Origin of the sequence: Craterilacuibacter sp. RT1T, from assembly GCF_023502145.1 — a bacterium.
GTDB lineage: Bacteria > Pseudomonadota > Gammaproteobacteria > Burkholderiales > Chromobacteriaceae > Craterilacuibacter.
On record NZ_JAMFLI010000001.1, the window covers coordinates 178,876 to 203,162 of the forward strand.

Annotated in this window: 24 protein-coding genes and 2 riboswitches; of the genes, 16 read left to right on the forward strand and 8 right to left on the reverse strand. The window is 60.1% G+C overall.

What is annotated here, in order from left to right; translation table 11 throughout:
* The first annotated feature begins 70 nt into the window (after positions 1–70).
* From arcC to M3P88_RS00935, 5 genes are all read left to right on the forward strand, one after another.
* On the forward strand, positions 71–1,021 hold the full coding sequence (gene arcC, locus M3P88_RS00915; protein ID WP_249614219.1) for a carbamate kinase: 951 nt from the start codon (positions 71–73) through the stop codon (positions 1,019–1,021).
* A 70-nt stretch (positions 1,022–1,091) separates the two neighbouring features.
* Positions 1,092–1,181: riboswitch (glycine riboswitch) on the forward strand.
* A gap of 18 nt (positions 1,182–1,199) precedes the next feature.
* A riboswitch (glycine riboswitch) is annotated at positions 1,200–1,310 on the forward strand.
* A 33-nt stretch (positions 1,311–1,343) separates the two neighbouring features.
* Positions 1,344–2,429: a glycine cleavage system aminomethyltransferase GcvT gene (gene gcvT, locus M3P88_RS00920; RefSeq protein WP_249614220.1), complete on the forward strand. Its 1,086-nt coding sequence runs from the start codon at positions 1,344–1,346 to the stop codon at positions 2,427–2,429.
* Between the two features lie 162 nt (positions 2,430–2,591).
* Positions 2,592–2,978: a glycine cleavage system protein GcvH gene (gene gcvH / locus M3P88_RS00925; RefSeq protein WP_249614221.1), complete on the forward strand. Its 387-nt coding sequence runs from the start codon at positions 2,592–2,594 to the stop codon at positions 2,976–2,978.
* A gap of 81 nt (positions 2,979–3,059) precedes the next feature.
* Positions 3,060–5,915, forward strand: a complete 2,856-nt coding sequence (gene gcvP, locus M3P88_RS00930) for an aminomethyl-transferring glycine dehydrogenase (protein WP_249614222.1) — start codon at positions 3,060–3,062, stop codon at positions 5,913–5,915.
* Positions 5,916–6,331: 416 nt separating this feature from the next.
* Positions 6,332–6,994 carry a TetR/AcrR family transcriptional regulator gene (locus M3P88_RS00935; protein ID WP_249614223.1) on the forward strand — a complete coding sequence of 221 codons (663 nt, stop codon included), beginning with the start codon at positions 6,332–6,334 and terminating at the stop codon, positions 6,992–6,994.
* 184 nt (positions 6,995–7,178) lie between these two features.
* Here M3P88_RS00935 and M3P88_RS00940 read toward each other — a convergent pair whose 3' ends face one another.
* The 4 genes from M3P88_RS00940 to M3P88_RS00955 form a co-directional block, all read right to left on the reverse strand.
* The gene (locus M3P88_RS00940; protein ID WP_249614224.1) at positions 7,179–8,330 is read right to left on the reverse strand and encodes a porin; all 1,152 of its coding nucleotides are present in this window, start codon (positions 8,328–8,330) and stop codon (positions 7,179–7,181) included.
* Positions 8,331–8,947: 617 nt separating this feature from the next.
* Positions 8,948–10,216, reverse strand: coding sequence for an O-acetylhomoserine aminocarboxypropyltransferase/cysteine synthase family protein (locus M3P88_RS00945; RefSeq protein WP_249614225.1), 1,269 nt, complete (start codon positions 10,214–10,216; stop codon positions 8,948–8,950).
* A gap of 19 nt (positions 10,217–10,235) precedes the next feature.
* Positions 10,236–11,168, reverse strand: a complete 933-nt coding sequence (locus tag M3P88_RS00950) for an LSm family protein (protein WP_249614226.1) — start codon at positions 11,166–11,168, stop codon at positions 10,236–10,238.
* Complete coding sequence (locus M3P88_RS00955; protein WP_249614227.1) at positions 11,137–11,706, reverse strand: LemA family protein; 570 nt, start codon at positions 11,704–11,706, stop codon at positions 11,137–11,139. The genes M3P88_RS00950 and M3P88_RS00955 overlap by 32 nt, the downstream gene beginning before the upstream one ends.
* Positions 11,707–11,783: 77 nt before the next feature.
* Here M3P88_RS00955 and M3P88_RS00960 point away from each other — a divergent pair, with 77 nt between their 5' ends.
* A complete protein-coding gene (locus M3P88_RS00960) occupies positions 11,784–12,665 on the forward strand; it encodes a Rossmann-like and DUF2520 domain-containing protein (RefSeq protein WP_249614228.1) in 882 nt (293 codons plus the stop codon).
* Between the two features lie 163 nt (positions 12,666–12,828).
* Here the strand turns inward: M3P88_RS00960 and pncB are convergent, their stop codons facing one another.
* The 3 genes from pncB to M3P88_RS00975 all read right to left on the reverse strand — a co-directional run bounded on the left by pncB (position 12,829) and on the right by M3P88_RS00975 (position 15,386).
* A complete protein-coding gene (gene pncB, locus M3P88_RS00965; RefSeq protein WP_249614229.1) occupies positions 12,829–14,022 on the reverse strand; it encodes a nicotinate phosphoribosyltransferase in 1,194 nt (397 codons plus the stop codon).
* 78 nt (positions 14,023–14,100) lie between these two features.
* Positions 14,101–14,802, reverse strand: a complete 702-nt coding sequence (locus tag M3P88_RS00970; RefSeq protein WP_249614230.1) for an SAM-dependent methyltransferase — start codon at positions 14,800–14,802, stop codon at positions 14,101–14,103.
* Positions 14,802–15,386, reverse strand: coding sequence for a Maf family nucleotide pyrophosphatase (locus M3P88_RS00975; protein ID WP_249614231.1), 585 nt, complete (start codon positions 15,384–15,386; stop codon positions 14,802–14,804). The genes M3P88_RS00970 and M3P88_RS00975 overlap by 1 nt, the downstream gene beginning before the upstream one ends.
* Before the next feature lie 56 nt (positions 15,387–15,442).
* Here M3P88_RS00975 and M3P88_RS00980 point away from each other — a divergent pair, with 56 nt between their 5' ends.
* The 10 genes from M3P88_RS00980 to pabC all read left to right on the forward strand — a co-directional run bounded on the left by M3P88_RS00980 (position 15,443) and on the right by pabC (position 23,917).
* Positions 15,443–15,946, forward strand: a complete 504-nt coding sequence (locus M3P88_RS00980; protein ID WP_124734056.1) for a YceD family protein — start codon at positions 15,443–15,445, stop codon at positions 15,944–15,946.
* Positions 15,947–15,971: 25 nt separating this feature from the next.
* The gene (rpmF, locus tag M3P88_RS00985) at positions 15,972–16,151 is read left to right on the forward strand and encodes a 50S ribosomal protein L32 (protein ID WP_124734057.1); all 180 of its coding nucleotides are present in this window, start codon (positions 15,972–15,974) and stop codon (positions 16,149–16,151) included.
* A gap of 56 nt (positions 16,152–16,207) precedes the next feature.
* Positions 16,208–17,257 (forward strand): phosphate acyltransferase PlsX, encoded by a 1,050-nt coding sequence (gene plsX / locus M3P88_RS00990; protein ID WP_249614232.1) that lies wholly within the window; start codon positions 16,208–16,210, stop codon positions 17,255–17,257.
* Position 17,258: 1 nt separating this feature from the next.
* Positions 17,259–18,218, forward strand: coding sequence for a beta-ketoacyl-ACP synthase III (locus tag M3P88_RS00995; protein WP_249614233.1), 960 nt, complete (start codon positions 17,259–17,261; stop codon positions 18,216–18,218).
* A 61-nt stretch (positions 18,219–18,279) separates the two neighbouring features.
* A complete protein-coding gene (fabD, locus tag M3P88_RS01000; protein WP_249614234.1) occupies positions 18,280–19,209 on the forward strand; it encodes an ACP S-malonyltransferase in 930 nt (309 codons plus the stop codon).
* Between the two features lie 23 nt (positions 19,210–19,232).
* Complete coding sequence (gene fabG / locus M3P88_RS01005) at positions 19,233–19,970, forward strand: 3-oxoacyl-ACP reductase FabG (protein ID WP_249614235.1); 738 nt, start codon at positions 19,233–19,235, stop codon at positions 19,968–19,970.
* A gap of 105 nt (positions 19,971–20,075) precedes the next feature.
* The gene (gene acpP / locus M3P88_RS01010; protein WP_124734062.1) at positions 20,076–20,315 is read left to right on the forward strand and encodes an acyl carrier protein; all 240 of its coding nucleotides are present in this window, start codon (positions 20,076–20,078) and stop codon (positions 20,313–20,315) included.
* A gap of 165 nt (positions 20,316–20,480) precedes the next feature.
* A complete protein-coding gene (gene fabF / locus M3P88_RS01015) occupies positions 20,481–21,722 on the forward strand; it encodes a beta-ketoacyl-ACP synthase II (protein WP_249614236.1) in 1,242 nt (413 codons plus the stop codon).
* A gap of 90 nt (positions 21,723–21,812) precedes the next feature.
* Positions 21,813–23,108 (forward strand): aminodeoxychorismate synthase component I, encoded by a 1,296-nt coding sequence (locus M3P88_RS01020; RefSeq protein WP_249614237.1) that lies wholly within the window; start codon positions 21,813–21,815, stop codon positions 23,106–23,108.
* The gene (pabC, locus tag M3P88_RS01025; RefSeq protein ID WP_249614238.1) at positions 23,108–23,917 is read left to right on the forward strand and encodes an aminodeoxychorismate lyase; all 810 of its coding nucleotides are present in this window, start codon (positions 23,108–23,110) and stop codon (positions 23,915–23,917) included. Before M3P88_RS01020 ends, pabC begins: the two co-directional genes overlap by 1 nt.
* Here the strand turns inward: pabC and M3P88_RS01030 are convergent.
* Complete coding sequence (locus tag M3P88_RS01030; protein WP_249614239.1) at positions 23,914–24,204, reverse strand: DUF4936 family protein; 291 nt, start codon at positions 24,202–24,204, stop codon at positions 23,914–23,916. The genes pabC and M3P88_RS01030 overlap by 4 nt on opposite strands.
* Between the last annotated feature and the right edge of the window lie 83 nt (positions 24,205–24,287).

A 24,287-nucleotide genomic window follows, 5' to 3' on the forward strand; every position in this document is an offset into this window, starting at 1 on the left:
CACGACCTCAGGGCGGTCGGCCTTTGTTTTGCCTTGCTGCCGGGCGTAGCCGGCTAGGAGAGTAAACATCATGCGTGTAGTAGTCGCTTTGGGCGGTAATGCCCTGCAACGTCGTGGCGAAGCCATGACCGCCGACAACCAGCGTGCCAACGTCAAGATTGCAGCCAAGCAGCTGGCAGCGGTGACGCGCTTGGGGCACAACCTGGTGATGTGCCATGGCAACGGCCCGCAGGTCGGACTTTTGGGTCTGCAAAACGATGCCTATGCCCGTCATGTGGATGCCACGGTGACCCCGTATCCGCTGGATGTGCTGGGCGCGCAGACTGAGGGCATGATCGGCTATATGATCGAGCAGGAATTGGGTAACGAATTGCCATTCGAGGTGCCGATTGCCACCATCCTGACCCAGACCGAGGTTGATCCGAAAGATCCGGCTTTTGCCAATCCGACCAAGTTTGTGGGGCCGGTGTACACCAAGGAAGAGGGCGACAAGTTGATGGCCAATATGGGCTGGACGGTGAAGGCCGACGGCGACTATTACCGCCGTGTTGTGCCTAGTCCCAAGCCCAAGCGTATTTTCGAGATGCTGCCAATCAAATGGCTGATCGAAAAAGGTGTGGTGGTAGTGGCGGCCGGCGGTGGCGGGATTCCGACCATGTATGACGAGACCGGCAAAACGCTGGTCGGGGTCGAGGCGGTGATCGACAAGGATCTGTCTTCTGCACTGCTGGCGCGTGAAATCGAAGCCGACTATTTTGTCATCGCCACCGACGTGGCTAGCGTGTTTGTCGGCTGGGGTACACCGGACGCCAAAGCCATCAAGATGGCGCACCCGGATGAAATGGACAAGCTGGGCTTTGCCGCCGGCTCCATGGGACCTAAGGTGGAGGCAGCCTGCGAATTTGCCCGCCTGACCGGCAAGCGTGCGGTTATCGGTGCGCTGGAAGACATTGAAGAAATCGTCAAGGGCAATGCGGGTACCATCATCACCACCGAAGTCAACGGTATTGTCTGGTACTGAGTAGGGAGTAGGGAGTGGGAATCTATCCCTGCTCCCAGCTTTACTTCTCTCGCATCTCCACCGATAATCGCGACATCATGCAGGAGAGAGCGGCTTTATGCCGCCGCCGAAGGCGCAAGCGCACCCGCAATCGCTCAGGCAAAAGGACTGCATCATACGGGCCGGTAACACGGATTGGCCCACCGACTCTGGAGAGCGATGCCCGATGCGGCATCCACCGAAGGGGCTAACGCAACGCGCTGATGGCGTGCTTGCGGAAAATCTCAGGTGACCGGACAGAGGGGTGTAGATAGTTGATATCTCCCCTATGTTAAGGATCACCATGACGGCAGCCCAACGTACCCCCTTGTATCAAGCACACCTAGACGCCGGCGCCAAGATGGTCGATTTCGCCGGCTGGGACATGCCCATCCATTACGGCTCGCAGCTGAAAGAGCATGAAATCGTGCGTAGCGATGCCGGCATGTTCGATGTTTCGCATATGACCGTGATCGATATTCAGGGTGCCGATGCCAAGCGCTGGCTGCAGCAACTGATCGCCAACGATGTGGCCAAGCTCGGTTTTGTCGGCAAGGCGCTGTATTCCGGCATGCTGAATGAGCAAGGCGGCGTGGTGGACGATCTGATCGTGTATCTGGCTGAAGACGGCTACCGCATGGTGGTCAATGCAGGCACCACCGCCAAGGATCTGGCGTGGATGGATGCCCATCTTGACGGCTTCGATGTCACGCTGCGTCCGCGCCGCGATCTGGCCATGCTGGCGGTGCAAGGGCCCAATGCCATTGCCAAAGTCTGTGCCGTCAAGCCCGAGTGGGCCGAGGGCATTGCTGCGCTGCAAGTGTTTCAGGGCCTGCCTTTTGGTGAGTGGTTTGTCGCCCGCACCGGTTACACCGGTGAAGATGGTCTGGAAATCATGATTCCCGCCGCCGAAGCCGATGCTTTCTTCCGTGAATTGCAACAAGCCGGCGTGGCGCCGATAGGCTTGGGCGCACGCGACACCTTGCGTCTGGAAGCCGGCATGAACCTCTACGGCCACGATATGGACGAGCAGGTTTCGCCGCTGGAAGCCGGTATGGGCTGGACGCTGGCGATGAAAGACAACCGCGACTTTATCGGCCGCGCCGCTCTGCAGGCGCAAAAGGATGGGGGTGTCGCCATGCGCCAGGTCGGGCTGGTGCTCGAAGGGCGCGGTGTGCTGCGCGAAGGGCAGAAGGTCGTGGTCGAGGGCATGGGCGAAGGCATTATTACCAGCGGTACCTTCTCGCCAACCCTTAAACACTCCATCGCTATCGCCCGCGTGCCGGCTGCGACCGGCGAACACGCCCAAGTCGACCTGCGTGGCACCCTGACGACGGTGCGCGTGGTCAAGATGCCGTTTGTACGTAACGGCAAGAAAGTATTCGAGTAAGGGAGACAGGCTGCAGGGAGTAGGGAGTGGGGAGTAGGGAGTAGGGAGTAGGGAGTAGGGAGTAACTTCCCCCGCTCCCGGATCCCCGATCCCCGATCCCCGATCCCGAGTCCCTGCTCCCCACGCCCTACTCGCCGCCCCATCAACACAGGAGCCCCAACCATGAGCCATATCCCGACCGAACTGAAATACGTCTCCAGCCATGAATGGCTGCGCCTGGAAGCCGATGGCTCCGTGACCGTTGGCATCACCGAACACGCACAGGAATTGCTGGGTGATGTGGTGTTTGTCGAGCTGCCTAAAGCCGGTGCCGTGCTGGCCGCGGACGAGCAAGCCGGTGTGGTCGAGTCGGTCAAAGCCGCATCCGATGTCTACAGCCCGATTGCCGGCGAAGTGCTGGAAGTCAATGCCGAGCTGGAAGGCACGCCTGAGCTGGCCAACTCCGCGCCTTATGCCGAGGGCTGGTTCTTCCGCATCCGTCCGGCCAATGTCGCCGACCTTGATGCTCTGATGAGTGCCGACGCTTACGCCGCCGAAATCGGCGCCTGATTCAACCTAACCCCTGCCGCATGACCGGTCAGGGGTTTTTTTTGCCGTGCCCAACCCATCCCGGCCAAAAAAGGAAGCGCTATGTCGCTAGAACAACTGTTCAACCATCAGGAATTCATCGGCCGCCATATCGGCCCGGACGATGCCGAGCGCGCCGCCATGTGTGCGACGCTGGGCGTCGCCAATCTGGACGAGCTGGTCGGGCAAACCGTGCCAGCCGCCATCCGTTTCGGGCGCAAGCTGGATTTGCCGGACGCGATGACCGAAGCCGAGGCGCTGGCCAAGCTCAAGGCGATTGCCGACAAAAACATTATCAATAAGTCGTTTATCGGTCTGGGTTACCACCCGACCCGCCTGCCGAACGTGATCCTGCGCAATGTGCTGGAGAACCCCGGCTGGTATACCGCCTACACCCCGTATCAGGCCGAGATTGCCCAGGGTCGCCTGGAAGCGCTGCTTAACTACCAGCAAATGGTGATCGACCTGACCGGTCTGGAGATGGCCAACGCCTCCATGCTGGACGAAGCCACCGCTGCCGCCGAAGCGATGACGCTGGCGCGCCGGGTATCCAAATCCAAGTCCGAGGCCTTCTTTATCGACAGCCGCGTCTTGCCGCAGACGCTGGATGTGATCCGCACCCGCGCCAAGTATTTCGGCTTCGAGCTGGTGCTGGGCCACCCGGAAGAGGCGGGCAATGCCGACTACTTCGGTGCCTTGTTCCAGTTGCCCGGTGCCGGCGGTGATCTGCTGGACCTGAGTGCACCGATTGCCGCGGCCAAGGCGCGCGGTGCGGTGGCGATTGTCGCCGCCGACATCATGGCCATGGTGCTGATCAAGTCGCCGGCCGAGATGGGCGCCGATGTGGCGGTGGGTAATACCCAGCGCTTTGGTGTGCCGATGGGCTTTGGCGGCCCGCACGCCGCGTATTTTGCCTTCCGCGAAGACATGAAGCGCGCGGCACCGGGGCGCATTATCGGGGTGTCGGTCGACGCCCGCGGCAAGACCGCGCTGCGTATGGCACTGCAAACGCGCGAGCAGCATATCCGCCGCGAGAAGGCCAACTCCAATATCTGCACATCGCAAGTCTTGCTGGCCAACCTGGCCGGCATGTATGCCGTGTATCACGGCCCGCAAGGCGTGCGCCGCATCGCCACCCGCATTCACCGTCTGGCCGCGATTTTCGCCCATGCGGTTCAGGCGGCCGGCGGCAAGCTGGTGTATGACCGCTTCTACGATACGGTCGAGGTCGAACTGGGTGACAAGGCCTCTGGCGTATACGCCGCTGCGCTTGCCGCCGGTTACAACCTGCGCCGTGTCGGTGAGGGCGTGCTGGCGGTGGCGTTCCATGAACAGGCCAGTGGCGAAGATCTGGCCTTCCTGATTACGCTCTTTACCGGCCAGGCGGCTGATATTGCCGCACTGGACGCGGCAGCGGCCGATGCGATTCCGGCGGCGCTTAAGCGCGAGTCGGCCATTCTGAGTCATCCGGTGTTCAACCAGTACCACACCGAACACGGCATGCTGCGCTATCTCAAGCGCCTGGAAAACCGCGACCTCGCGCTGAACCATTCGATGATCAGCCTGGGCTCGTGCACCATGAAGCTGAACGCCGTAGCCGAGATGCTGCCGGTGACCTGGCCTGCTTTTGCCGAACTGCATCCGTTCTGCCCGGCTGATCAGGCCGTGGGTTATCACGAAATGATTGCCGGCTTGCAAGCGCAGCTGATGGCGATTACCGGTTTTGACGCCATCTCGATGCAGCCCAACTCCGGCGCTTCGGGCGAATACGCCGGCTTGCTTGCCATCTTGCGTTATCACGAAAGCCGTGGCGAGGATGGGCGCACTGTGTGCCTGATCCCGCAATCGGCGCACGGCACCAACCCGGCGACTGCACAGATGCTGGGCATGCAGGTGGTGGTGGTGAAGTGTGACGAGCTGGGTAACGTCGATCTCGCCGACCTCAAAGCCAAGGCCGAGTTGCACGCCGAACGTCTGGGTGCGCTGATGATTACCTACCCGTCTACCCATGGCGTGTTCGAGGAAAGCATTCGCGATATCTGCGCACTGGTGCATGGCTACGGGGCGCAGGTCTATATGGATGGCGCCAATATGAATGCGCAGGTGGGGCTGACCCGTCCGGCCGACATCGGCGCCGATGTGCTGCATATGAATCTGCACAAGACCTTCTGCATTCCGCATGGCGGCGGCGGCCCGGGCATGGGCCCGATCGGCATGAAGTCGCATCTGGCACCGTTTATGGCCAACCATGTGGTGAGCGAAGTGCCGGGTGCTGCGGCTGGCCAAGGGGCGGTATCCGCTGCGCCATTCGGCTCGGCCTCCATCCTGCCGATCTCGTGGATGTATATCACCATGATGGGCGCCGAGGGCATGAAGCTGGCCACCGAGCACGCGCTCTTGAACGCCAACTATGTCGCCGCCCGACTCGCGCCGCACTATCCGGTGCTGTATAGCGGCAGGCAAGGGCGGGTGGCGCATGAGTGCATTATCGACCTGCGTCCGCTTAAGGCTGCCTCCGGCATCACCGAAGTCGATATTGCCAAGCGCCTGATGGATTACGGCTTCCACGCACCGACCATGAGCTTCCCGGTCGCCGGCACACTGATGATAGAGCCGACCGAGTCCGAGAATCAGGCCGAGCTCGACCGCTTTATCGCCGCCATGCTGGCGATACGGGCGGAAGTGCAGGCGGTCGAGGATGGCGTCTGGCCGGCGGACAATAATCCGCTGGTCAATGCACCGCACGGCAAGGCTGACATCGCTGCTGAGTGGGCGCGCCCATACAGCCGCGAGCAGGGTTTGTTCCCGCTGCCTTATGTGCTGGACAACAAGTTCTGGCCGGCGGTCAACCGCATCGATGATGTATATGGCGACCGTAATCTGGTGTGCAGCTGCCCGGCAACGGCGGATTATTTGTAAGTTGTCCTTTTGGGGCAGGTGCATTCTTCTCTTCGCTGCTTAGCTGTCCCGGTGGCGAGAATGTGATGTTTTGCTATAGTGAAAGAAAGCGCCCGCGAGCTAAAGCTTGCGGGCTTTTTTATTGAAGCGTAAGCTGCTGTTGGATAAATGCGACATGACGAAGGGGTTGGTAAATATTAGATAGGGTGTTTCCCCTATTGTACTTGCTGTGCTGTTCAGTCTATATTGCACACGGATTTTTGTAAGTCATTGAATTTTAATGATTGTTTTGATTGGTACGGGATGGGTGTCTTAGTGTTGCCCATGCCGTTCAGGCAGGATGCGAGCGAGTGCATCATGCATCAAGTTACCCGTTTGGTATTTTGCTGTTATGATCCGCGACATCAGGCACGCACACGTTAAAGCGAGATAAAAAAATGAGTCCGACACGAAGAACCCAACAAAGCCGCCGCGAAGGCACCATCGGTAAACTGGTGGCCTCCGCCATCGATTGCATTAACGAGCTGGGCTATCAAGGCGCCAGCGTGCAGATCATTTGCCAGCGTGCCGAGCTGTCGCAAGGCGCGCTGTTCCGCCACTTCGCCACCAAAAACGAGCTGATGCAGCTGGTGTACAACAGCACCATTGATTTGCTGTTTGACCGCGCTGCCGCCGATCTGGTGGCCTTGCCGGCGGATGCCTCGGATGAGGATAAAATGGTGTGCCTGATGCGCTCGCTGGTGGCTGACGTGCATTATGTAGTGCTGATGGAACTGATGATGGCGGCGCGTACCCAGCCCGAGCTGTCCGGCCTGATTGCCCGCGATGGCCTGCGCCAGCGCGACCGCTTTATCGCCTTGCTCGGCACCTATTTCCCGCGCTACGCCGGCAATAGCGAATTCGTCGCCATGGCGCTGACCATGATGACCACTTACCACGGCATGTCGCTCTACCGCACCATGAGCCGCGAAGTCGAGTCCTCGCCGCTGCGCGAACAGTGGCTGCAATCCATCCTGCGTCAGGAGCTGGCGCGTCTGGCCAAAAAAGGCGCCGACACGGTTAACCCGGTGTACGATCTGGCCAGCTTGCCACAGGCGTGAGTAGGATGGGTGGAGCGTAGGATGGGTGGAGCGTAGCGCAACCCATCTTGCGGGAGTGGGGAGTGGGGAGTAGGGAGTAAAAAAAACCGCTGGCGCGAGCTTGGCGGTTTTTGTTTGCCTGGCGATATTTAGGCGTAAAAAAAACCGGCGCGAGGCGCCGGTTTTTTGCGTTGTAAGCCTAAGCTTAGAACTTGTGGATCATGTTCACGCCGAAGGCGTTGATGGTGTCTTCGCCTTTTTCCAAGCCGGCGATCAGTGCAGCATTGGAGCCGAACTTGATCTGGCCGTATTGGGCACCAACGATGGTGCGCTTGGACAGTGCGTAGTCAGCACCAATAACGACTTGTTTGTAGTCGGTATTGTTTTGCTTAACGCCATCATACTTGATGTCCAGGCCCTGAGCGTAGGTGATCTTAGGAGTAATGGCACCCATGGTGTAGGCAGCAGTCAGAGCGTACTCTTGCGATTCAAACTTCTTGTTGTCACCAATGAAGGTGGCAACTGCGGTATCAGCGTAGAACGACAGCGGGGTCACGCTAAAGTCGCCTTTGCTGTTCTTGTAGCCCAGACCTACGAACAGATTGTTGGCATCGTAACCAACTTCCAGCTGATGTTTTTGGTTATGTGGCAGTTGTACATTTGCTTCGTAGACGCCGTCAGTATCCTTGCCGTACACGGTGCCGCTCAGTGCGTTTTCGTAGGTGTAGCTGTACTTACCGAAGAAGTTGGCGTAGTCGTAGCTCAGGCCCAGGTTGTAGGTTTCACGATCGGTGTCTGCGCCGCGAACACCATCGTAGTAGCCAGTGGTGCCATCTACTTCGGTTTTAAATTCATATTTACGGGACTTGTCTTCCTTGGTGCCGTACAGGAAGGAAGCCTTGAAGCCAGCGTATTCCGGGCTATCGATACGGACAGCGTTTTTCACGCGGCTGTTGTCGCGGGTGAAGATGCCCAGGCCCAGCGCTTCGTTGCCGTATTCGTACGGGTCAACGGTGCCCATGTCGGAGTCGCCGAAGTTGGACAGGTTGCCCAGACGGAAAGTACCGTAGTCGGAAGTCAGGCCGATGAAAGACTGACGGTTAGCCCAGTTGCCGCTGTTGTCGCTGTTGTCGATAGCGACACCAGTTTCAACCTGCCAGATAGCCTTCAGGCCGTTGCCCAGGTCTTCTGCGCCCTTGAAGCCGATGCGCGAGCCCAAGTCGTCGATTTGGGTCTTGGTAGTGGTGCCGTTGTCTGCAGATTCAACACCACCTTTGATGATGCCGTAAACAGTTACATCAGCCATAGCAGCAGCTGGCAGAGCGGAAACCAGAGCAGCGATCAGTACTTTTTTCATGTTTAAACTTCCTTGTACGTAGAAGAAATTTGCGAGTAAATGCTAACGTCCATGCTGGGTGCCTTGCAACATTTAGAATGCAAACTGTTGCTTTTTTGTAACACTTTGCGGGTGGTAGATTGCTTTTTATGTGGTGGTGTTTGCTGGTTTTCTGATGTAAGTTATTGATTTGTTTATTAAAATATTCTGATGTGTAGGCGTGACTATCGTGATGTCTGTTTCTGCTGTTTTTGTGGCTATTTTGGCTTTATTTGCCGCTGTTATTATTTTTATTAACGCTTTATGCCGGTTTTTGAGCTTGATGAGGGGTGGTGGCTGGCATGCCAGGCACAAAAAAAGCCCATCCGCAGGGGATGGGCGCAATACCTAATCTCGAAACAACAGAAAGACTCATGAGCAAGCGTATCTGTCGAAAGTCATTCTAGTTGCGAGCGAAGGCTATGTAAATAAAATATTATCCGGCTGTTGTTTTGTTTGATCGGAATTGCTTGCTGTTTATACATTTGGGGTAGGGCGGGTTAGGCCGTAGGCCGTAACCCGCCATGGGCTGGTGCAGCAGGTGTGGGGTCTCCGGGTGATGACGACCCCCTTGCGTTCAACCCTTTGAGATGAGGTGTTTACGCCTGCAGTGCCTGCTCGATGTCGGCCAGGATGTCGTCGCTGTGTTCGATGCCGATGGACAGGCGCACCATTTCCGGGCGTACACCGGCTTTGAGTTGTTCTTCCGGTGAGAGCTGGCGGTGGGTGGTGCTGGCCGGATGGCAGGCCAGGCTCTTGGCGTCGCCGATATTGACCAGACGGGTGATCAGTTGCAGCGCATCGATAAAGCGCGCGCCGGCTTCGATGCCGCCCTTGACGCCGAAGGACAAAATCCCCGAGGCGCGGCCGCCCATATATTGGTCGACCAGCGCCTTGGACGGGTTGCCCGGCAGTGCGGCGTACTCGACCCACTCGACCTTGGGGTGGCTGGCCAGATGTTGCGCGACTTTCAGCGTGTTGTCGCAGATGCGGTCCATTCTCAGCGCCAGCGTTTCGATGCCGAGCAGGATTTCGCGTGCGTTAAACGGCGAGATCGCTGCCCCCATGTTTCTGAGCGGCACCACTCGGGCGCGGGCGATATAGGCGGCTGCGCCCAGTGCCTCGACATAGTTGACGCCGTGATAGCTGACGTCGGGGGTGTTCAGGCGCACAAAGCGCTGGGCGTGTGCGCCCCACGGGAATTTGCCGGAGTCGACGATGATGCCGCCTATGCTGGTGCCGTGGCCGCCTAGGTATTTGGTCAGGCTGTGTACCACGATGTCGGCGCCGTGTTCGAACGGGCGGCACAGATAAGGCGAGGGTACGGTGTTGTCGACAATCAGCGGCAGGCCGTGCTTGTGCGCTTCCGATGCAAAGGCGGCGAAATCGACCACATTGCCCAGCGGGTTACCGATCGATTCGCAGAATACCGCCTTGGTGCGCGCGTCCACATACTGGGCGATGGCCCCCGGGTCGCGGTGGTCGACGAAATGCACCTGGATGCCCAGTTGCGGGAAGGTGTGGGCGAACAGATTGTAGGTGCCGCCATACAGGGTGCTGGTGGCGATGATATTGTCGCCGGCTTCGGCGATGGTCTGGATGGCGTAGCTGATCGCCGCCATGCCGGAGGCGACCGCCAGTGCACCGATGCCGCCCTCCAGTGCGGCGACGCGTTGTTCCAGCACATCGGTGGTCGGGTTCATGATGCGGGTGTAGATATTGCCCGACACCTTAAGGTCGAACAGGTCGGCCGCGTGCTGGGTGCTGTCAAAGGCGTAGCTGGCGGTCTGGTATAGCGGCACGGCCACTGCATGGGTGGTCGGCTCCGGGCTATAGCCGGCGTGAACGGCGAGGGTTTCTATTTTCATGGTTTCTCCTTGGGAAGGGTTAATGGCGGGCGATGATGTTCAGCAGCCACAGGCTCAGGCCGGCGGCGGCCGGATGCAGCCAGGCCAGACGGCGAAAGTGGCGCGCGGCGTGGGCGGGCGCGCGGTGGCTGATAATGAAATGGCGCCCGTCGCCGGGCGCGCTTAGATGGTGGGTGAGCGGGGCAGCCGCTAATTCGGCATGTTCGCGGCTGATTTCGCCATGAATGGCGCGCCGCGCCGCTTCCCATTCTTCCATATCGATCTGGCCGTCGCGGTTGCGATCAAAGCGCGCCAGCAAGGTGGCTTTATCCTGTTTGAGCTGTTCCAGTGCCGCTTTGACATCGCTGTGATGCTCGGCGGCGGACGGGGCGCCGCCTAGGCTTGAGAGATGGCCCAGTACATAGAGCGGGTCGTGTTCGGCTATCCATTCTTCGGTGATGCGCCAGCCGTCTTCCCGCGTGACGCGGCGGTGGGCGCTGTGGATGGTGGCGCCTTCGGGATGGATGATGACTTCGCCGCCGCTTTTATCACGTAAACGCCAGCTGGCTTCGCTTTGTGCCGATTCGCTACGCTTCCCCAGCACGCTGCGCCCTTGCCACTCTTTATGCCAGCGGTACCAGACGCAGGGGCGGCCGGACAGCGAAGAAAACAGCGCTGCCTGTTCGTGACCCAGCGCATAGCCATAGAGCTCGGTGTAACCGAGTGCCGCGCTGCGGGCGCGGGCGGTCGGGGTGTCGGCGATGGCGCGATAGCGGCGGTAGTTGATGTGCCATAAGGCCAGCGCGTAAACCAGGATGAGCGCGGCGGCGGGCAGCAAAAATGGTAAAAAGCGCAGCTGCCAGACACACCACAGCAGGACGGGGTAGGCCAGCAGCGCGCTCAGGCGCTGCGAGGCGCCGGTCTTTGCGCCGGGTAATAGTTCAGCGGCCAAAAAGTGCGGCAATGTCCACATCGGCCTTGTCCTGGCTGCTGAAACGCAAGGGGCTGGCCTTGGCAAAGCCCATGGCTTTTGCGATCAGCACATCGGGGAATTGCTCGATGCGGACATTGTTGATATTGACCGCTTCGTTGTAGAGTTCGCGCCGGTCGGCGATGGCGTTTTCCAGTGTACTGATACGCTCGCTGAGCAGGGAAAACTGCTGATCGGCCTTGAGTTCGGGATAGGCTTCAGCCACGGCGTAGATCTGGCCGAGCAAGGCCCGCAGGCTGCCTTCGAGCTCGCCGATGCGGGTGATGTCGCCGCCGCGACTGGCATTACGGATGGCGGCGCGCGCTTCCATCACGCGGGTCAGTGTCGCCTGCTCGAACTGGGCATATTGCTGGCACACCGCCACCAGTTTGGGCAGTTCGTCGTGGCGCTGCTTAAGCAAGACATCGATATTGGCCCAGCTGCGGCTGACTTCGTGCTTGATGCGTACCAGTGCGTTATACAGGCTGACGGCGTATAGCAGCAGGGCGGCAAACACCGCCAGCAAAATCCATAGATACATGATCGCGCTCCTTGAACTAGTCATGCCATGATGATATCCGGCGCGGGGCGCGTCAATAAAACAAGGGTGATAGAGCGATGCTGAGCTTGAATATTGTGGGCGCGGGGCGGCTGGGCAAGGTGCTGGGGCGACTGGCGCAAGACTCGGGACGTTATCGGGTGGCGGCAGTGTTGTGCCGCGAGCGCGCGCATGCGCTGGAGGCTGCCGCATTTATTGGCGCGGTGCAGGCCGTGGATACGCTGACCGATCTGCCTCCGGCCGACCTCACCCTGGTTGCGGTGCCCGATGGCGCGATTGCTGCCGTTGCCCAAGCACTGGCGGAGGCAAAGGTGGTGCGCCCGGGTACTGTGGTTTTTCATGCCAGCGGCGCTTGTTCCTCGGCCTTGCTGACACCTTTGGCGCAGCAGGGCGCGCAGGTCGCCAGCCTGCATCCGGCGTTTTCTTTTGCCGAGCCCGAGCGCGCGCGGCAAACCTTTGCCGGCAGCTTGTGTGCGCTGGAGGGCGAGGCCTTGGCGTGCGAGCGGCTGGCGCAACTGGTGGCGGCTATCGGCGGCGAGGCGTTTTATTTGCCGGGCGAGGGCAAGGCCGGCTATCACGCGGCCTTGAGTATCGCTTCCAATTATCTGGTGACGCTGGTGGCGCTGGCTGAAGGCGTGGCGATCCAGGCGGGTATCGAGCCTGCGGTTGCACGGTGCCTGTTGGGCGCGCTGATGCGCCAGTCGCTGGACAATGCGCTGGCACTGGGGCCGGAGGCGGCGCTGACCGGCCCTATTGTGCGTGGTGATGTCGCGACCGTGGCGTCGCATCTGGCGGTGCTGGAACCGGAACAGGGCGATTTGTATCGCGCGCTGGGGCAGGCTACGGTCACGCTGGCCGGGGCTAGGCTGGACGCGGTGCAGAAGCAGGCTTTGCGTGAGGAGCTGGGGAGTGGGGAGTGGGGAGTAGGGAGTAGGGAGTAGGGAGTAGGGAGTAGGGAGTAGGGAGTAGGGAGTAGGGAGTAGGGAGTAGGGAGTAGGGAGTAGGGAGTAGGGAGTAGGGAGTAGGGGGCCGGGAGCGGGTAACGGGTCCCAAATCCCAAATCCCCGATAAACGGGAACCGGCGTCACTCCCCACTCCCGTTTCTTATTCCCTGATCCCGAACACCTGCCGCAGGTAGGCGAGGAAGGTGGCGTCGGTGGGCATGGTTTTGCCCGGGCTGTCGGACAGCTTGGCGACCGGTTGGCCGTTGCAGCTGACCAGCTTGAGGACGATCTGCAAGGGGGTGAGCCCCATATCGTTGCTGAAGTTGGTGCCGATGCCGAAGCTCACCTGTATGCGCTCGCTGAAATGCTGGTGCAGCGCCAGCGCCTTGTCTACGTTGAGTGCATCGCTAAAGACCAGCATCTTGCTGTGCGGCGGAATGCGTAGTGCCTGATAGTGGGCAATGGCCTTCTCGCCCCAGAGATAAGGGTCGCCGCTGTCGTGGCGCAGCCCGTCAAACAGCTTGGCAAAATAAAGATCGAAGTCGGCGAGAAAGGCCTCCATGCCGACCACATCGGTCAGGGCAATGCCCAGATCGCCACGATATTCCTGCACCCACGCTTCCAGTGCCGCCTTTTGAAAGTCGCGCAGGCGCACGCCCAGCGCCTGGAACGCCTGGAAAAATTCGTGCGCCATGGTGCCGATTGGCGTAATGCCCAGCTGCCACGCCAGATAGACATTGCTGGTGCCGCGAAAAATAGCGGGGACTTCCCGGTGCAGGCTGGCGACAACATGGGCGTGCCAGTCGCGCGAGAAGCGGCGGCGGGTGCCGAAGTCGGACATCAGCAGCGGGCTGTGCTCGCCAGGGCGTGCGCTCTGGCTGAAGGCTTGCAGGCGGGCGATTTTCTCTTGCAGCCGGCGCTGGCCTTCGGCGCGTACGACGCTATTGTCCAGCGGCTGGAAATAGAGCTCGTTGACGATGGCGAGCACGAAAATCTCGAAGAACATCGCCTGTATCATCGGCCCCTTGATGCTGACCAGCAGTTCATCCCCCTGTTCGCTGACGCGGATAAAGCGCCGCTGCAGATGGAACAGCTCCAGATAGTCGACAAAATCGCTCTTGATAAAGCGCAGGCTGCGCAAATAGCCCAGTTCGTCCTGAGTGAAGTGCAGCGCGCACAGCGCATCCAGCTGTGCTTCGAGTTCGTCTTTTAGTGCAGCGAGCGGGCGCTGCGGAGTGTTGCGGCATTTAAAGGCGTATTCGCCATGTGCGGCGGGGAACTGGTGCAGCACCACCTGCAGCATGGTGAACTTGTACAGGTCGGTGTCGAGCAAGGAGGTGATGATGGGGGGCATGGCCGGCATAGGGCTGCGGTGTCCGCTTGATAAGGATGGGCTTAAGCGGCCGCGCCGTATGCCGGCGCGGCGCTGCTTTTATGCGTGTACGATAAAGATGGCCGGGCGCTTGTGAAAGTCGGGTGCGTCCTTGGGCCAGTCGGCAAGCGGCAGGCTGACGATGGTCTGGCTAGGCAGGGTCAAATCGGCCGCTACACACAGGCGTGTGGATGGCGCGAGGGTTTTTCTCAGCTCGGCCAGCATGGTGTTGTTGCGGTAAGGCGTCTCGATAAAGACCTGCGTCTCCTTATTCTGGCGCGAGCGCGCTTCCAGTGCCTGAATGGCATGGCTGCGTTCGCCGCCATCAACCGGCAGATAGCCGTGAAAGGCGAAGCACTGGCCATTGGCGCCGGAGGCCATCAGCGCCAGCAAAATCGACGACGGCCCTATCATGGGCTCCACCCGCACGCCCTTGGCGTGGGCCAGTGCCACCAGTTGCGCGCCGGGGTCGGCCACCGCCGGGCAGCCGGCTTCGGATACCAGGCCTACATCCTGCCCGTCCAGCAAAGGCTGCAATAGTGCGGCGACATCCGCTTCTGGCGTGTGTTCGTTCAGCGTATTGAGCGTCAGCTCGCGTATCGGCGTCGTCACGCCCAGCGCCTTGAGGTGCTTGCGCGCGGTTTTTTCGGCCTCGACCACAAAGGTGGTGATGTGGATGACGCGCAGGCGTTCGTGCTCGGGCAGCCACGGGGTGTTTTCATCGCCCAGCGGCGTCGGGATCAGGTAAAGGGTGCCGGTCATCAGAGTATGTCTATGCCTTCGTTGATTAGCATGCTGATCAGGGCGAACAGGGGAACGCCGATCAGGGAGTTGGGGTCGTCGGATTCGACGCTTTGCAGCAGCGCACCGCCCAGACCCTCGCTTTTGGCTGCGCCGGCGCAGTGCAGGGCATCCGGCTCGCGCGTCAGGTAATGGCGGATCTGGCTTTCGCTTAACGGGCGCAAGGTAACGCGGGTCAGGCCGACGTTTTCCTGCAGACGGCCGCTTTTGCTGTTATAAAGCGCCAGCGCCGAGTGGAAGACGACGGTGCGCCCGCTCATCCATTGCAGCATGGCGACGCCGTTTTCAAAGCTGCCGGGCTTGCCTATCTGCTGGCCGTCCAGCAGGGCGACCTGATCGCCGCCTATGATCAGTGCATCGGGATGGGCGTCGGCCAGCGACATGGCCTTGATGCGTGCCAGACGCACCGCCGTTTCCAGTGCGCTTTCGCCGGCGAGCGGTGTTTCGTCGCAAACGGGTGCGGCGCAATGGATGGGCAGGCCCAGACGTTCGACGATTTCGCGCCGGTAGCGCGAGGTGGAGGCAAGTACGATGGCTTTTTGCATGTTGAGGCTTGATTGCTTTGACAAATCCGTGGCGGCAATTATATCATCTCGCGTTTATGTCTAACCCGATTTTGATCGATCCGCTCGCGTTTGGCCGTGATGGCCAAAGTCGCAATGGTCGCCGCACCATCGCCGACCTGGATGAACGTGTACTGGAAAACCTCGCTGACAACAGCGGGGCGGTTCAGTTTACGGCTGAAGGCTTTATGGATGGCTCGCGCCGCCCGTCTCTCCGGCTCAAGGTGACAGGGACAGTTAATGTCATCTGTCAGCGTTGTCTGGAGCCTATGGAATATCCCATAGAGAGTGAAGCCGTACTGACGTTCTTCCGGGACGAAGAGAAACTGGCTGCCGCTGTCGAGGACAACGAAGAACTCGATGCTGTTATGGCCGAGGAAGAGTTGGACGTGATCGCGCTGGTCGAAGACGAGATCATCATGGGCTTGTCCTTGTCACCCAAACACGATCAGTGCGGTGACGAGTTGCTTGAGCACGGCAAAGCCGGAAAGCCGAATCCGTTCGCGGTGCTGGCTGCGCTCAAGAAACCCAAGTCCGAATAAAGTTTGAATTTTTTAGGAGTCAATCATGGCCGTTCAGCAGAACAAAAAATCCCCATCCAAGCGTGGTATGCACCGCGCCCACGATTTCCTGACCGCTCCTTCGCTGGCTGTTGAAGCGACGACCGGTGAGCGTCATCTGCGTCACCACATCAGCCCTAACGGTTTCTACCGCGGTCGCCAGGTTGTGAAGGCCAAGAGCGAGTAATCGTTCACCTTGACTGCCTGTGCAAGCTAACAGGTAGTTGACTACCGAAGACGCTGATGAGTATCACCGTAGCGGTGGATGCCATGGGTGGTGACGTTGGACTCAAGGTCACCATTCCCGCATCCATCCAATTTCTGCACGACCATCCCGACAATACCTTGATTCTTGTGGGTGACAGCACGGCCATCGAAGCCGGGCTGCATTCTTGCGCGCCGCAGTTGCGTTCGCGCATCGAGATCCAGCATGCGACTCAGGTCGTAGACATGGATGAAGCGCCCCAGCTTGCACTCAAGAACAAAAAAGATTCGTCGATGCGGGTGGCTATTAATCTGGTCAAGGAAGGCCGCGCTCAGGCGTGTGTTTCCGCCGGCAATACCGGTGCCTTGATGGCAACCGCCAGATTTGTCCTGAAAACCATTCCGGGTATCGACCGTCCCGCCATTGCCAAGCTGATGCCTACCGTTCGCGGCACCACTTGCGTACTGGACCTGGGCGCCAACGTCGATTGCACGCCGGAGCAACTGCTGCAATTTGGCATGATGGGGGCCGAACTGGTCGCCAGCGTGTCGCATCAAGCACGTCCGACTGTGGGCTTGCTGAATATCGGCTCCGAAGAGATTAAGGGCACCGGCAATATCAAGCTGGCCGCCGAGCTGTTCCGGGCGTCCGAACTGAATTTTTACGGTAATGTCGAAGGCGACGATATCTACAAGGGTACGGTAGATGTGGTGGTATGCGACGGCTTTACCGGCAATGTCGCGCTCAAGACTTCCGAAGGTCTGGCGCACATGATTTCCGTTTTCCTGCGTGAAGAGTTCACCCGCACCTGGTGGACGCGCCTGTGTGCGCTGGCCGCAATGCCGGTGCTGAAACACTTCAAGTCGCGCGTCGATACCCGTCGTTATAACGGTGCCAGCATGCTGGGCTTGAGGGGCATTGTGGTGAAGAGCCACGGTGGAACCGACGCGATAGGATTCCGTTTTGCGCTGGAGCAGGCTTGCGAGGAAGTCGACTCCGACGTAATAGGCCACATTACCGACCAGGTCGCGCTGCACCAAGAGAACAGACAGCGCGCCGAGGCCCAAGCGAATCAGGTTCCTGCATAATATGATTTATTCCCGCATTCTTGGCACCGGCAGCTATCTGCCATCTACGGTGCTAAGCAATGCGACGCTGGCCGAACGGGTGGAGACCTCCGATGAATGGATTGTCTCCCGTACCGGTATCCGCGAGCGTCGTATTGCTGACCCCGATCAGAAAACCAGCGATCTTGCCCTGCATGCTGCCGAAGCGGCGATAGCCAGCGCCGGCATAGACCGCAATGAGATCGATCTGATTATTGTTGCCACCACCACGCCGGATATGGTGTTTCCCAGCGTAGCCTGCCTGTTGCAGGAAAAGCTGGGCATTCATGGCGGCCCGGCTTTTGATGTGCAGGCGGTATGTGCCGGCTTTATGTATGCCCTGGTGACCGCCGATGCCTATATCAAGGCCGGTCTGGCGACCAAGGCGCTGGTGATCGGCGCCGAAGTGCTGACGCGCATCCTGGACTGGGAAGACCGCCGCACCTGCGTGCTGTTTGGCGATGGTGCTGGCGCTGTGATACTGGGCGCATCCGATACGCCCGGCATCCGTCACGCCAAGCTGGCTGCCGACGGGCGTTACAAGGACATCCTGAATACGCCGGCACAGATTTCCGGCGGCAAGATTCAGGGCATGCCTTATCTGTTTATGGATGGTCCGGCGGTATTCAAGTTTGCCGTTAAGGCGCTGGCCGATATCGCCAACAAGACGCTGTCCGAAGCGGGCGTGGCGCAGAGCGAGGTGGACTGGCTGGTGCCGCATCAGGCCAATTTGCGCATTATCGAATCGACGGCCAAGCATCTGAAACTGCCGATGGAGCGGGTGATTGTGACCTTGCCCGAGCAGGGTAATACCTCGGCGGCATCGATTCCGCTGGCACTGGATACCGCCGTACGCGATGGCCGTATCCAGCGTGGGCAGACTGTTTTGCTGGAAGGCATAGGCGGTGGTTTTGCCTGGGGTGCCGTATTGCTGACGTACTGAGTCTGCCGGCGATGCCGGCGGACATTGCGCGCTAGGCGCGACATCTTCAAGGGGGCGGTTTATGGCTTTTGCTTTCGTTTTTCCCGGTCAGGGCTCGCAGAGCCTCAATATGATGGCCGGCTTCGAAGGTCTGCCTGTTGTCCGGCATACCTTCGCCGAAGCATCCGATGCTTTGTCGCTGGATTTGTGGGCCATGCTGAACGCCGATTCGGCCGACGCCATCAACGCAACCGTCAATACCCAGCCGATTATGCTGGCGGCCGGTTACGCAACCTATCTCGCGTGGCAGGAGCTGGGCGGTGTTCAGCCTGCTGCGCTGGCCGGTCATAGCTTGGGCGAGTACACCGCCTTGGTGGCGGCGGGCGCCTTGCCGTTTGCCGAAGCCATCAAGCTGGTGCGCCTGCGTGCCGAAGCGATGCAGGCGGCCGTGCCGGCCGGCGTGGGGGCTATGGCCGCCATTTTGGGGTTGGCGGATGCCGATATCGTCGCCGCTTGCGCCGAAGCGGCGCAGGGCGAGGTGGTCGAGCCGGTGAACTTCAATTCGCCAGGGCAGGTGGTGATTGCCGGGAACAAGGCTGCCGTCGAGCGCGCCATGGCACTGTGCAAGGACAAGGGTGCCAAGCGCGCCTTGCCGCTGCCGGTCTCCGTGCCTTCGCATTGCGCGCTGATGCGCCCTGCCGCCGAGCAACTGGCCGTGGCGCTCAAGAGCGTGCATATCAATGCGCCGGCCATCCCGGTGCTGCATAACGCCGATGTGGCGAGCTATCAGGATGCGGATCAGATTCGTGATGCGCTGACGCGCCAGCTGTATAGTCCGGTGCGCTGGACCGAAACGGTGCAGAAGCTGGTGGCCGATGGCCTGCCGCTGATGGCCGAATGTGGTCCGGGCAAGGTGCTGGCCGGTTTGGGTAAGCGCATCGACAGCAGTGTGCGCTGTCTGGCGTTGGTGGATGCTGCTGCGCTGGAAGCTGCGCGCAGCGAACTGCTCTGACATATTGCAGGGAAGGGGATGCTATGAGCTTGAAGGGTAAAGTGGCACTGGTCACCGGGGCATCGCGCGGCATCGGTGCCGCCATTGCCGACTCGCTGGCGCGCGAAGGCGCGATCGTGATTGGAACGGCGACATCGGAAGCCGGTGCCGTGGCGATTTCGGCACGGCTGGCCGAGTTTGGCGGTCTGGGCATGGAGCTGAATGTCACCGCCGACGACGCGATCGAGAATCTGGTGGCTGTGATAGAAAAACAACATGGTGCCATCGCCATTCTGGTCAACAATGCCGGCATCACCCGTGACGGCCTGCTGATGCGGATGAAGGACAGCGACTGGGACGATATTATGGATACCAACCTCAAGTCGGTATTCAAGGCATCCAAAGCCGTGCTGCGCGCCATGATGAAGGCGCGCTCTGGCCGGGTGATCAATATTGCCTCGGTCGTCGGCGTGATGGGGAATGCGGGTCAGGCTAACTATGCCGCGGCAAAGGCGGGTATCATCGGCTTTACCAAGTCGATGGCGCGTGAAGTGGGTAGTCGCGGCATTACGGTGAATTGCGTGGCGCCAGGCTTTATCGACACCGATATGACCCGTGCGCTGCCCGAGGCGCAGCGTGAGGCTCTGGTTGGCCAGATCGCACTGGGGCGCTTGGGCGATGCACAAGATATTGCCGATGCCGTCGTGTTTCTGGCATCGGACAAGGCGGCCTATATCACGGGTCAGACCTTGCATGTAAATGGCGGGATGTTGATGCCCTGAATGAATTTATGATGAATCATAAATTTTTAGTTGGGCTACTCTAATTTTTTTTTGTAGAATACTCGGGTTCAGCTTGTCCCGAAACAGAAAGGCGAAGGGTTACAAATGGAAAATATCGAAGCGCGCGTCAAGAAAATCGTCGCTGAGCAACTGGGTGTGAACGAAGCCGAAGTGAAGATCGAATCTTCCTTCGTTGACGATCTGGGTGCGGACTCCCTTGACACCGTGGAACTGGTGATGGCGCTCGAAGAAGAGTTCGAGTGCGAAATTCCGGATGAAGATGCCGAGAAGATCACCACCGTGCAGCAGGCTGTTGACTACGTCACTGCCCACCTGAACAAGTAATCCCTTCACGGGATTGCCCAAGACCTCTGCCGGTGTGGCCATGGCTCACCACGCAGGGGTCTTTCAGTTTTTACTGCCCAAACGTGTGTTTGACTGTCCTGTATCAGTTGGGACAGTGGCAGGATCACGCAAGACAGCTTTTTTCTCTTTCAATGGAGAGTCCCTGTGTCAAAACGCAGAGTCGTAATCACCGGCCTCGGTCAGGTGTCCCCGGTCGGTAACGATGTGGCTAGTGCATGGGCCACGCTGCTGGCTGGCAAGAGCGGCATTGGTCGTATTACCCGTTTCGATGCCAGTGATCTGGCTTGCCAGATTGCCGGTGAAGTCAAAGACTTCGATATCACCCAATATATTCCTGCCAAGGATGCGCGCCGTATGGATGCTTTCATCCATTACGGTATCGCTGCCGCCTTGCAGGCCATTGCCGATTCCGGTCTGGATGCGCACGAGCGTCTGGACAAGACCCGCGTCGGCGTCAATATCGGCTCCGGTATCGGCGGCTTGCCGCTGATCGAGGATACCGGTGTGGCCCTGATCGAGGGCGGTCCGCGCAAAATCGGTCCGTTCTTTATCCCCGGCTCGCTGATCAATATGATTGCCGGCCATGTCTCCATTCTCAAGGGCTATCAGGGCCCGAGCTACGGCATTGTGTCGGCCTGCACAACCGGTGCGCATTGCATCGGTGACGCGGCGCGCGTGATCCAGTACGGCGACGCGGATGTGATGGTGGCCGGTGGTGCCGAATGCGCGATTGCCCGTCTGGGGGTTGGCGGCTTTGCCGCCATGAAGGCGCTGTCCACCCGCAATGATGATCCGGCTGCTTCGTCCCGTCCCTGGGACAAGGGCCGCGACGGCTTTGTGATGGGTGAAGGCGCTGGCGTACTGGTGCTGGAAGAGTATGAGCACGCGCTGGCGCGCGGGGCGACCATCTATGCCGAGCTTGCCGGTTTCGGCATGAGCTCGGACGCCTACCATATCACGGCACCGAATGCGGAAGGCCCGGCACGCGGCGTGAAAAACGCGCTCAAGGATGCCGGCGTCAATGCTGATGAAGTTGATTACGTCAATGCACACGGCACCTCGACGCCGCTGGGCGACGCCAACGAAACCGCTGCGCTCAAGCTTGTCTTCGGCGACCATGCGCATAAGCTGGTGGTGAACTCGACCAAGTCGATGACCGGTCACCTCTTGGGTGGCGCGGGCGGGGTGGAAGCGATCTATTCCATTCTGGCGCTGCATCATCAGGTGTCGCCACCGACGATCAACCTGCAGGAGCAGGACTTCGAAGCCGGTTGCGACCTCGACTATGTGGCCAATACCGCGCGCGATATGAAGATCGATGTGGCCATCTCCAACTCCTTCGGTTTTGGCGGCACCAACGGCACGCTGGTATTCCGCAAAATCTGACCGGACTGTCCGGCCTTGACGGAAAAAACCGCTGCGATACACTCGCGGCGGTTTTCTTTTTTTCAGCCTGCGCCACCTTGCGGACGATACATGTTTAGCCGATTACTCGATTCAGCCCCTGATCTTCTGGCGCTTTATGCCGCCGACCGGGCCACGTTCCCTTATTTGTTGCAGTCTTCCGGCGACAGCGGTTGGGACATTCTGTTTGCCCTGCCACAAGAGACCCGCATCTATCAGGGCGGGGAGGGGGCGGATTTTGTTGCCGATCTGCGCGCCTTGCCGGTGGATGCGTCCCTGCCGGCGCAACAGCTGCCTTTTAGCGGCGGCTGGTTTGTTTATCTGGGCTATGACTTGCTGTCCGAGTTCGAGCCTTCGGTTGCGCCGGCGCTGGCCGATAGCTTCCCGTTAGCTGCATTGTCGCGTATTCCGGCAGCGGTTTTGCTCGAGCGCAGCAGCGGTCAGGCGACGCTGATGGCGGAAAGCGCCGAGTTGCTGGAGGCATTGCAGGCGCGGGTGCAGGCGTGCCCGGCTTTTGCCGCCCGGCCGGTACAGCTGGCTGCGCTGGAGGAAGATCCGCCGCACTGGTATACCGATGCCGTCGTGCGCCTGAAGGACTATATCGTCGAAGGCGATGTGTTCCAGGTGAATATTTCGCGTGGCTGGCGTGCCGAACTGGCGACCGAAGTCCGCGCCGCCGATCTGTATGCCGCCTTGCGTCTGGCCAATCCCGCGCCCTTTTCGGCGCTGGCCGACTTGGGGGAAGCCCAGATTGTCAGTTCCTCGCCCGAGCGTCTGGTGCGGGTACGCGACGGTTGGGCCGATACGCGGCCAATTGCCGGCACCCATCCGCGCTCCAAGGATGCGGCCGAGGATGCCGCGCTGAAGCAGCGTCTGGCTGACAGCAGCAAGGAGCGCGCCGAGCATGTGATGCTGATCGATCTGGAGCGCAACGATCTGGGGCGGATTTCACAGCCGGGTACGGTGGAAGTGAACGAGCTGATGGCGATTGCCAGCTACGCCTATGTGCATCATATCGAATCCAATGTACGCGGGCGCATCCGCCCCGATGTGACCCCGGTGGAGGTGCTGCGGGCGCTGTTTCCCGGTGGCACCATCACCGGTTGCCCCAAGGTGCGCACCATGCAGATTATCCGCGAGCTGGAGAACAGCGCACGCCGTGCCTACACCGGCAGTCTGGGCTATCTGAACCATGACGGCACGCTGGACCTGAATATCCTGATCCGCACCTTTATGCAGCAAGAGCAGCAACTGCGCTTTCGGGCGGGGGGCGGCATCGTGGCCGACTCCGACCCCGAGCGCGAATTGCAGGAGACGCGGCACAAGGCGCGCGGCCTGTTGCGGGCGCTGGGCGTGGAGCACGCCTGATGGTGCTGGTCAATGGCGAACCCGCCGACGCCCTGAGTGTGCATGACCGCGCGCTGGCTTATGGTGATGGTATCTATCGCACGCTGGAGCTGGTAGGCGGACAGCCGCGGCTATGGCCGTGGCAGTGGGCGCGCTTGCAGGCGGATTGTGCGGCGCTGGCCTTGCCCTGTCCGCACGAGGCGGTGTTGCTGGGCGAGCTTGCGCGCGCCGCAAGCGGCCTGGCGCGCGCGGTGGCCAAGGTCACCATCAGCCGGGGGGAGGGCTTGCGCGGCTACGCCATCCCGATGGCGGCTGCGGGTAGCCGGGTGGTGGCGGTGAGTGCATGGGGCGGTTATCCGCCCGCGTGTGCGCAAGAGGGGGTGGCAGCGCGCTGGTGCGCCATGCGTTTGGCCATCCAGCCACGCCTGGCCGGCATCAAGCACTTGAACCGGCTGGAGAACGTACTGGCCCGCTCGGAGTGGCAAGACCCGGCGTTACGCGAGGGGCTGATGCTGGATAGCGAGGGCTATGTGGTGGAGGGCACCATGAGCAATCTGTTTGTGCTTCGTGGCGGCGAGGTGCTGACCCCGGCGCTGGATCGCTGCGGAGTGAGCGGCGCGCTGCGTGCCTGGCTGCTGGATAGCTTGCCTGCGCTGGGTTACTCGCCGAAAGTGGTGCGCCTGTTGCCGCAGGATGTACTGATGGCGGACGAGGTTTTTCTATGCAATAGCCTGATCGGCATCTGGCCGCTGGCAAGGTTGGATGCGCGCGTGTGGGATGATTTTGCGCTGGCGCAGCGCCTGCAGGCGCGCCTTGCCTGCGCGCCTTAATTTTCTGCGCCCGCCAGCGGCCAGCATTCAAACCATTCCGTGTGGCGTTCGCCACAGGCTTCGTCTAGCCCGTGGCAGGCCAGCAGCTGTGCCAGTGCGTGCCCGAATGCTTCGCGCTGTTTAATCCCCGGATACACCTCCATCCAGGTGTGGCCATCGTCGCAGCGGCGCAATAACTGGCCGTGTATGCCGCTTTCCAGTGCCAGCGCCGCCTGCATGGTGCTTATTTTTTGCGCCAGTGCGGCCGTAGCCTCAAGCGGCCGGTAGTAGATGTAGAGGGATGCCATCGTCGCCTGCCAATAATTCGCTTATCATAGGTTGCATTCAATCATCGGATGGCGCACTTGTGAAGGTGCCAGTGGCAAAACGG

Coding starts and splice junctions, on each gene's coding strand:
- fabG (WP_249614235.1), top strand. CDS start 19,233: ATGAGCTTGAAGGGTAAAGTGGCACTGGTCACCGGGGCATCGCGCGGC.
- acpP (WP_124734062.1), top strand. CDS start 20,076: ATGGAAAATATCGAAGCGCGCGTCAAGAAAATCGTCGCTGAGCAACTG.
- gcvH (WP_249614221.1), top strand. CDS start 2,592: ATGAGCCATATCCCGACCGAACTGAAATACGTCTCCAGCCATGAATGG.
- rpmF (WP_124734057.1), top strand. CDS start 15,972: ATGGCCGTTCAGCAGAACAAAAAATCCCCATCCAAGCGTGGTATGCAC.
- M3P88_RS01030 (WP_249614239.1), bottom strand. CDS start 24,204: ATGGCATCCCTCTACATCTACTACCGGCCGCTTGAGGCTACGGCCGCA.
- M3P88_RS00960 (WP_249614228.1), top strand. CDS start 11,784: ATGCTGAGCTTGAATATTGTGGGCGCGGGGCGGCTGGGCAAGGTGCTG.
- M3P88_RS00945 (WP_249614225.1), bottom strand. CDS start 10,216: ATGAAAATAGAAACCCTCGCCGTTCACGCCGGCTATAGCCCGGAGCCG.
- pncB (WP_249614229.1), bottom strand. CDS start 14,022: ATGCCCCCCATCATCACCTCCTTGCTCGACACCGACCTGTACAAGTTC.
- fabD (WP_249614234.1), top strand. CDS start 18,280: ATGGCTTTTGCTTTCGTTTTTCCCGGTCAGGGCTCGCAGAGCCTCAAT.
- M3P88_RS01020 (WP_249614237.1), top strand. CDS start 21,813: ATGTTTAGCCGATTACTCGATTCAGCCCCTGATCTTCTGGCGCTTTAT.
- M3P88_RS00950 (WP_249614226.1), bottom strand. CDS start 11,168: ATGTGGACATTGCCGCACTTTTTGGCCGCTGAACTATTACCCGGCGCA.
- gcvP (WP_249614222.1), top strand. CDS start 3,060: ATGTCGCTAGAACAACTGTTCAACCATCAGGAATTCATCGGCCGCCAT.
- M3P88_RS00980 (WP_124734056.1), top strand. CDS start 15,443: ATGTCTAACCCGATTTTGATCGATCCGCTCGCGTTTGGCCGTGATGGC.
- M3P88_RS00940 (WP_249614224.1), bottom strand. CDS start 8,330: ATGAAAAAAGTACTGATCGCTGCTCTGGTTTCCGCTCTGCCAGCTGCT.
- gcvT (WP_249614220.1), top strand. CDS start 1,344: ATGACGGCAGCCCAACGTACCCCCTTGTATCAAGCACACCTAGACGCC.
- M3P88_RS00995 (WP_249614233.1), top strand. CDS start 17,259: ATGATTTATTCCCGCATTCTTGGCACCGGCAGCTATCTGCCATCTACG.
- M3P88_RS00970 (WP_249614230.1), bottom strand. CDS start 14,802: ATGACCGGCACCCTTTACCTGATCCCGACGCCGCTGGGCGATGAAAAC.
- M3P88_RS00955 (WP_249614227.1), bottom strand. CDS start 11,706: ATGTATCTATGGATTTTGCTGGCGGTGTTTGCCGCCCTGCTGCTATAC.
- arcC (WP_249614219.1), top strand. CDS start 71: ATGCGTGTAGTAGTCGCTTTGGGCGGTAATGCCCTGCAACGTCGTGGC.
- M3P88_RS00935 (WP_249614223.1), top strand. CDS start 6,332: ATGAGTCCGACACGAAGAACCCAACAAAGCCGCCGCGAAGGCACCATC.
- plsX (WP_249614232.1), top strand. CDS start 16,208: ATGAGTATCACCGTAGCGGTGGATGCCATGGGTGGTGACGTTGGACTC.
- pabC (WP_249614238.1), top strand. CDS start 23,108: ATGGTGCTGGTCAATGGCGAACCCGCCGACGCCCTGAGTGTGCATGAC.
- M3P88_RS00975 (WP_249614231.1), bottom strand. CDS start 15,386: ATGCAAAAAGCCATCGTACTTGCCTCCACCTCGCGCTACCGGCGCGAA.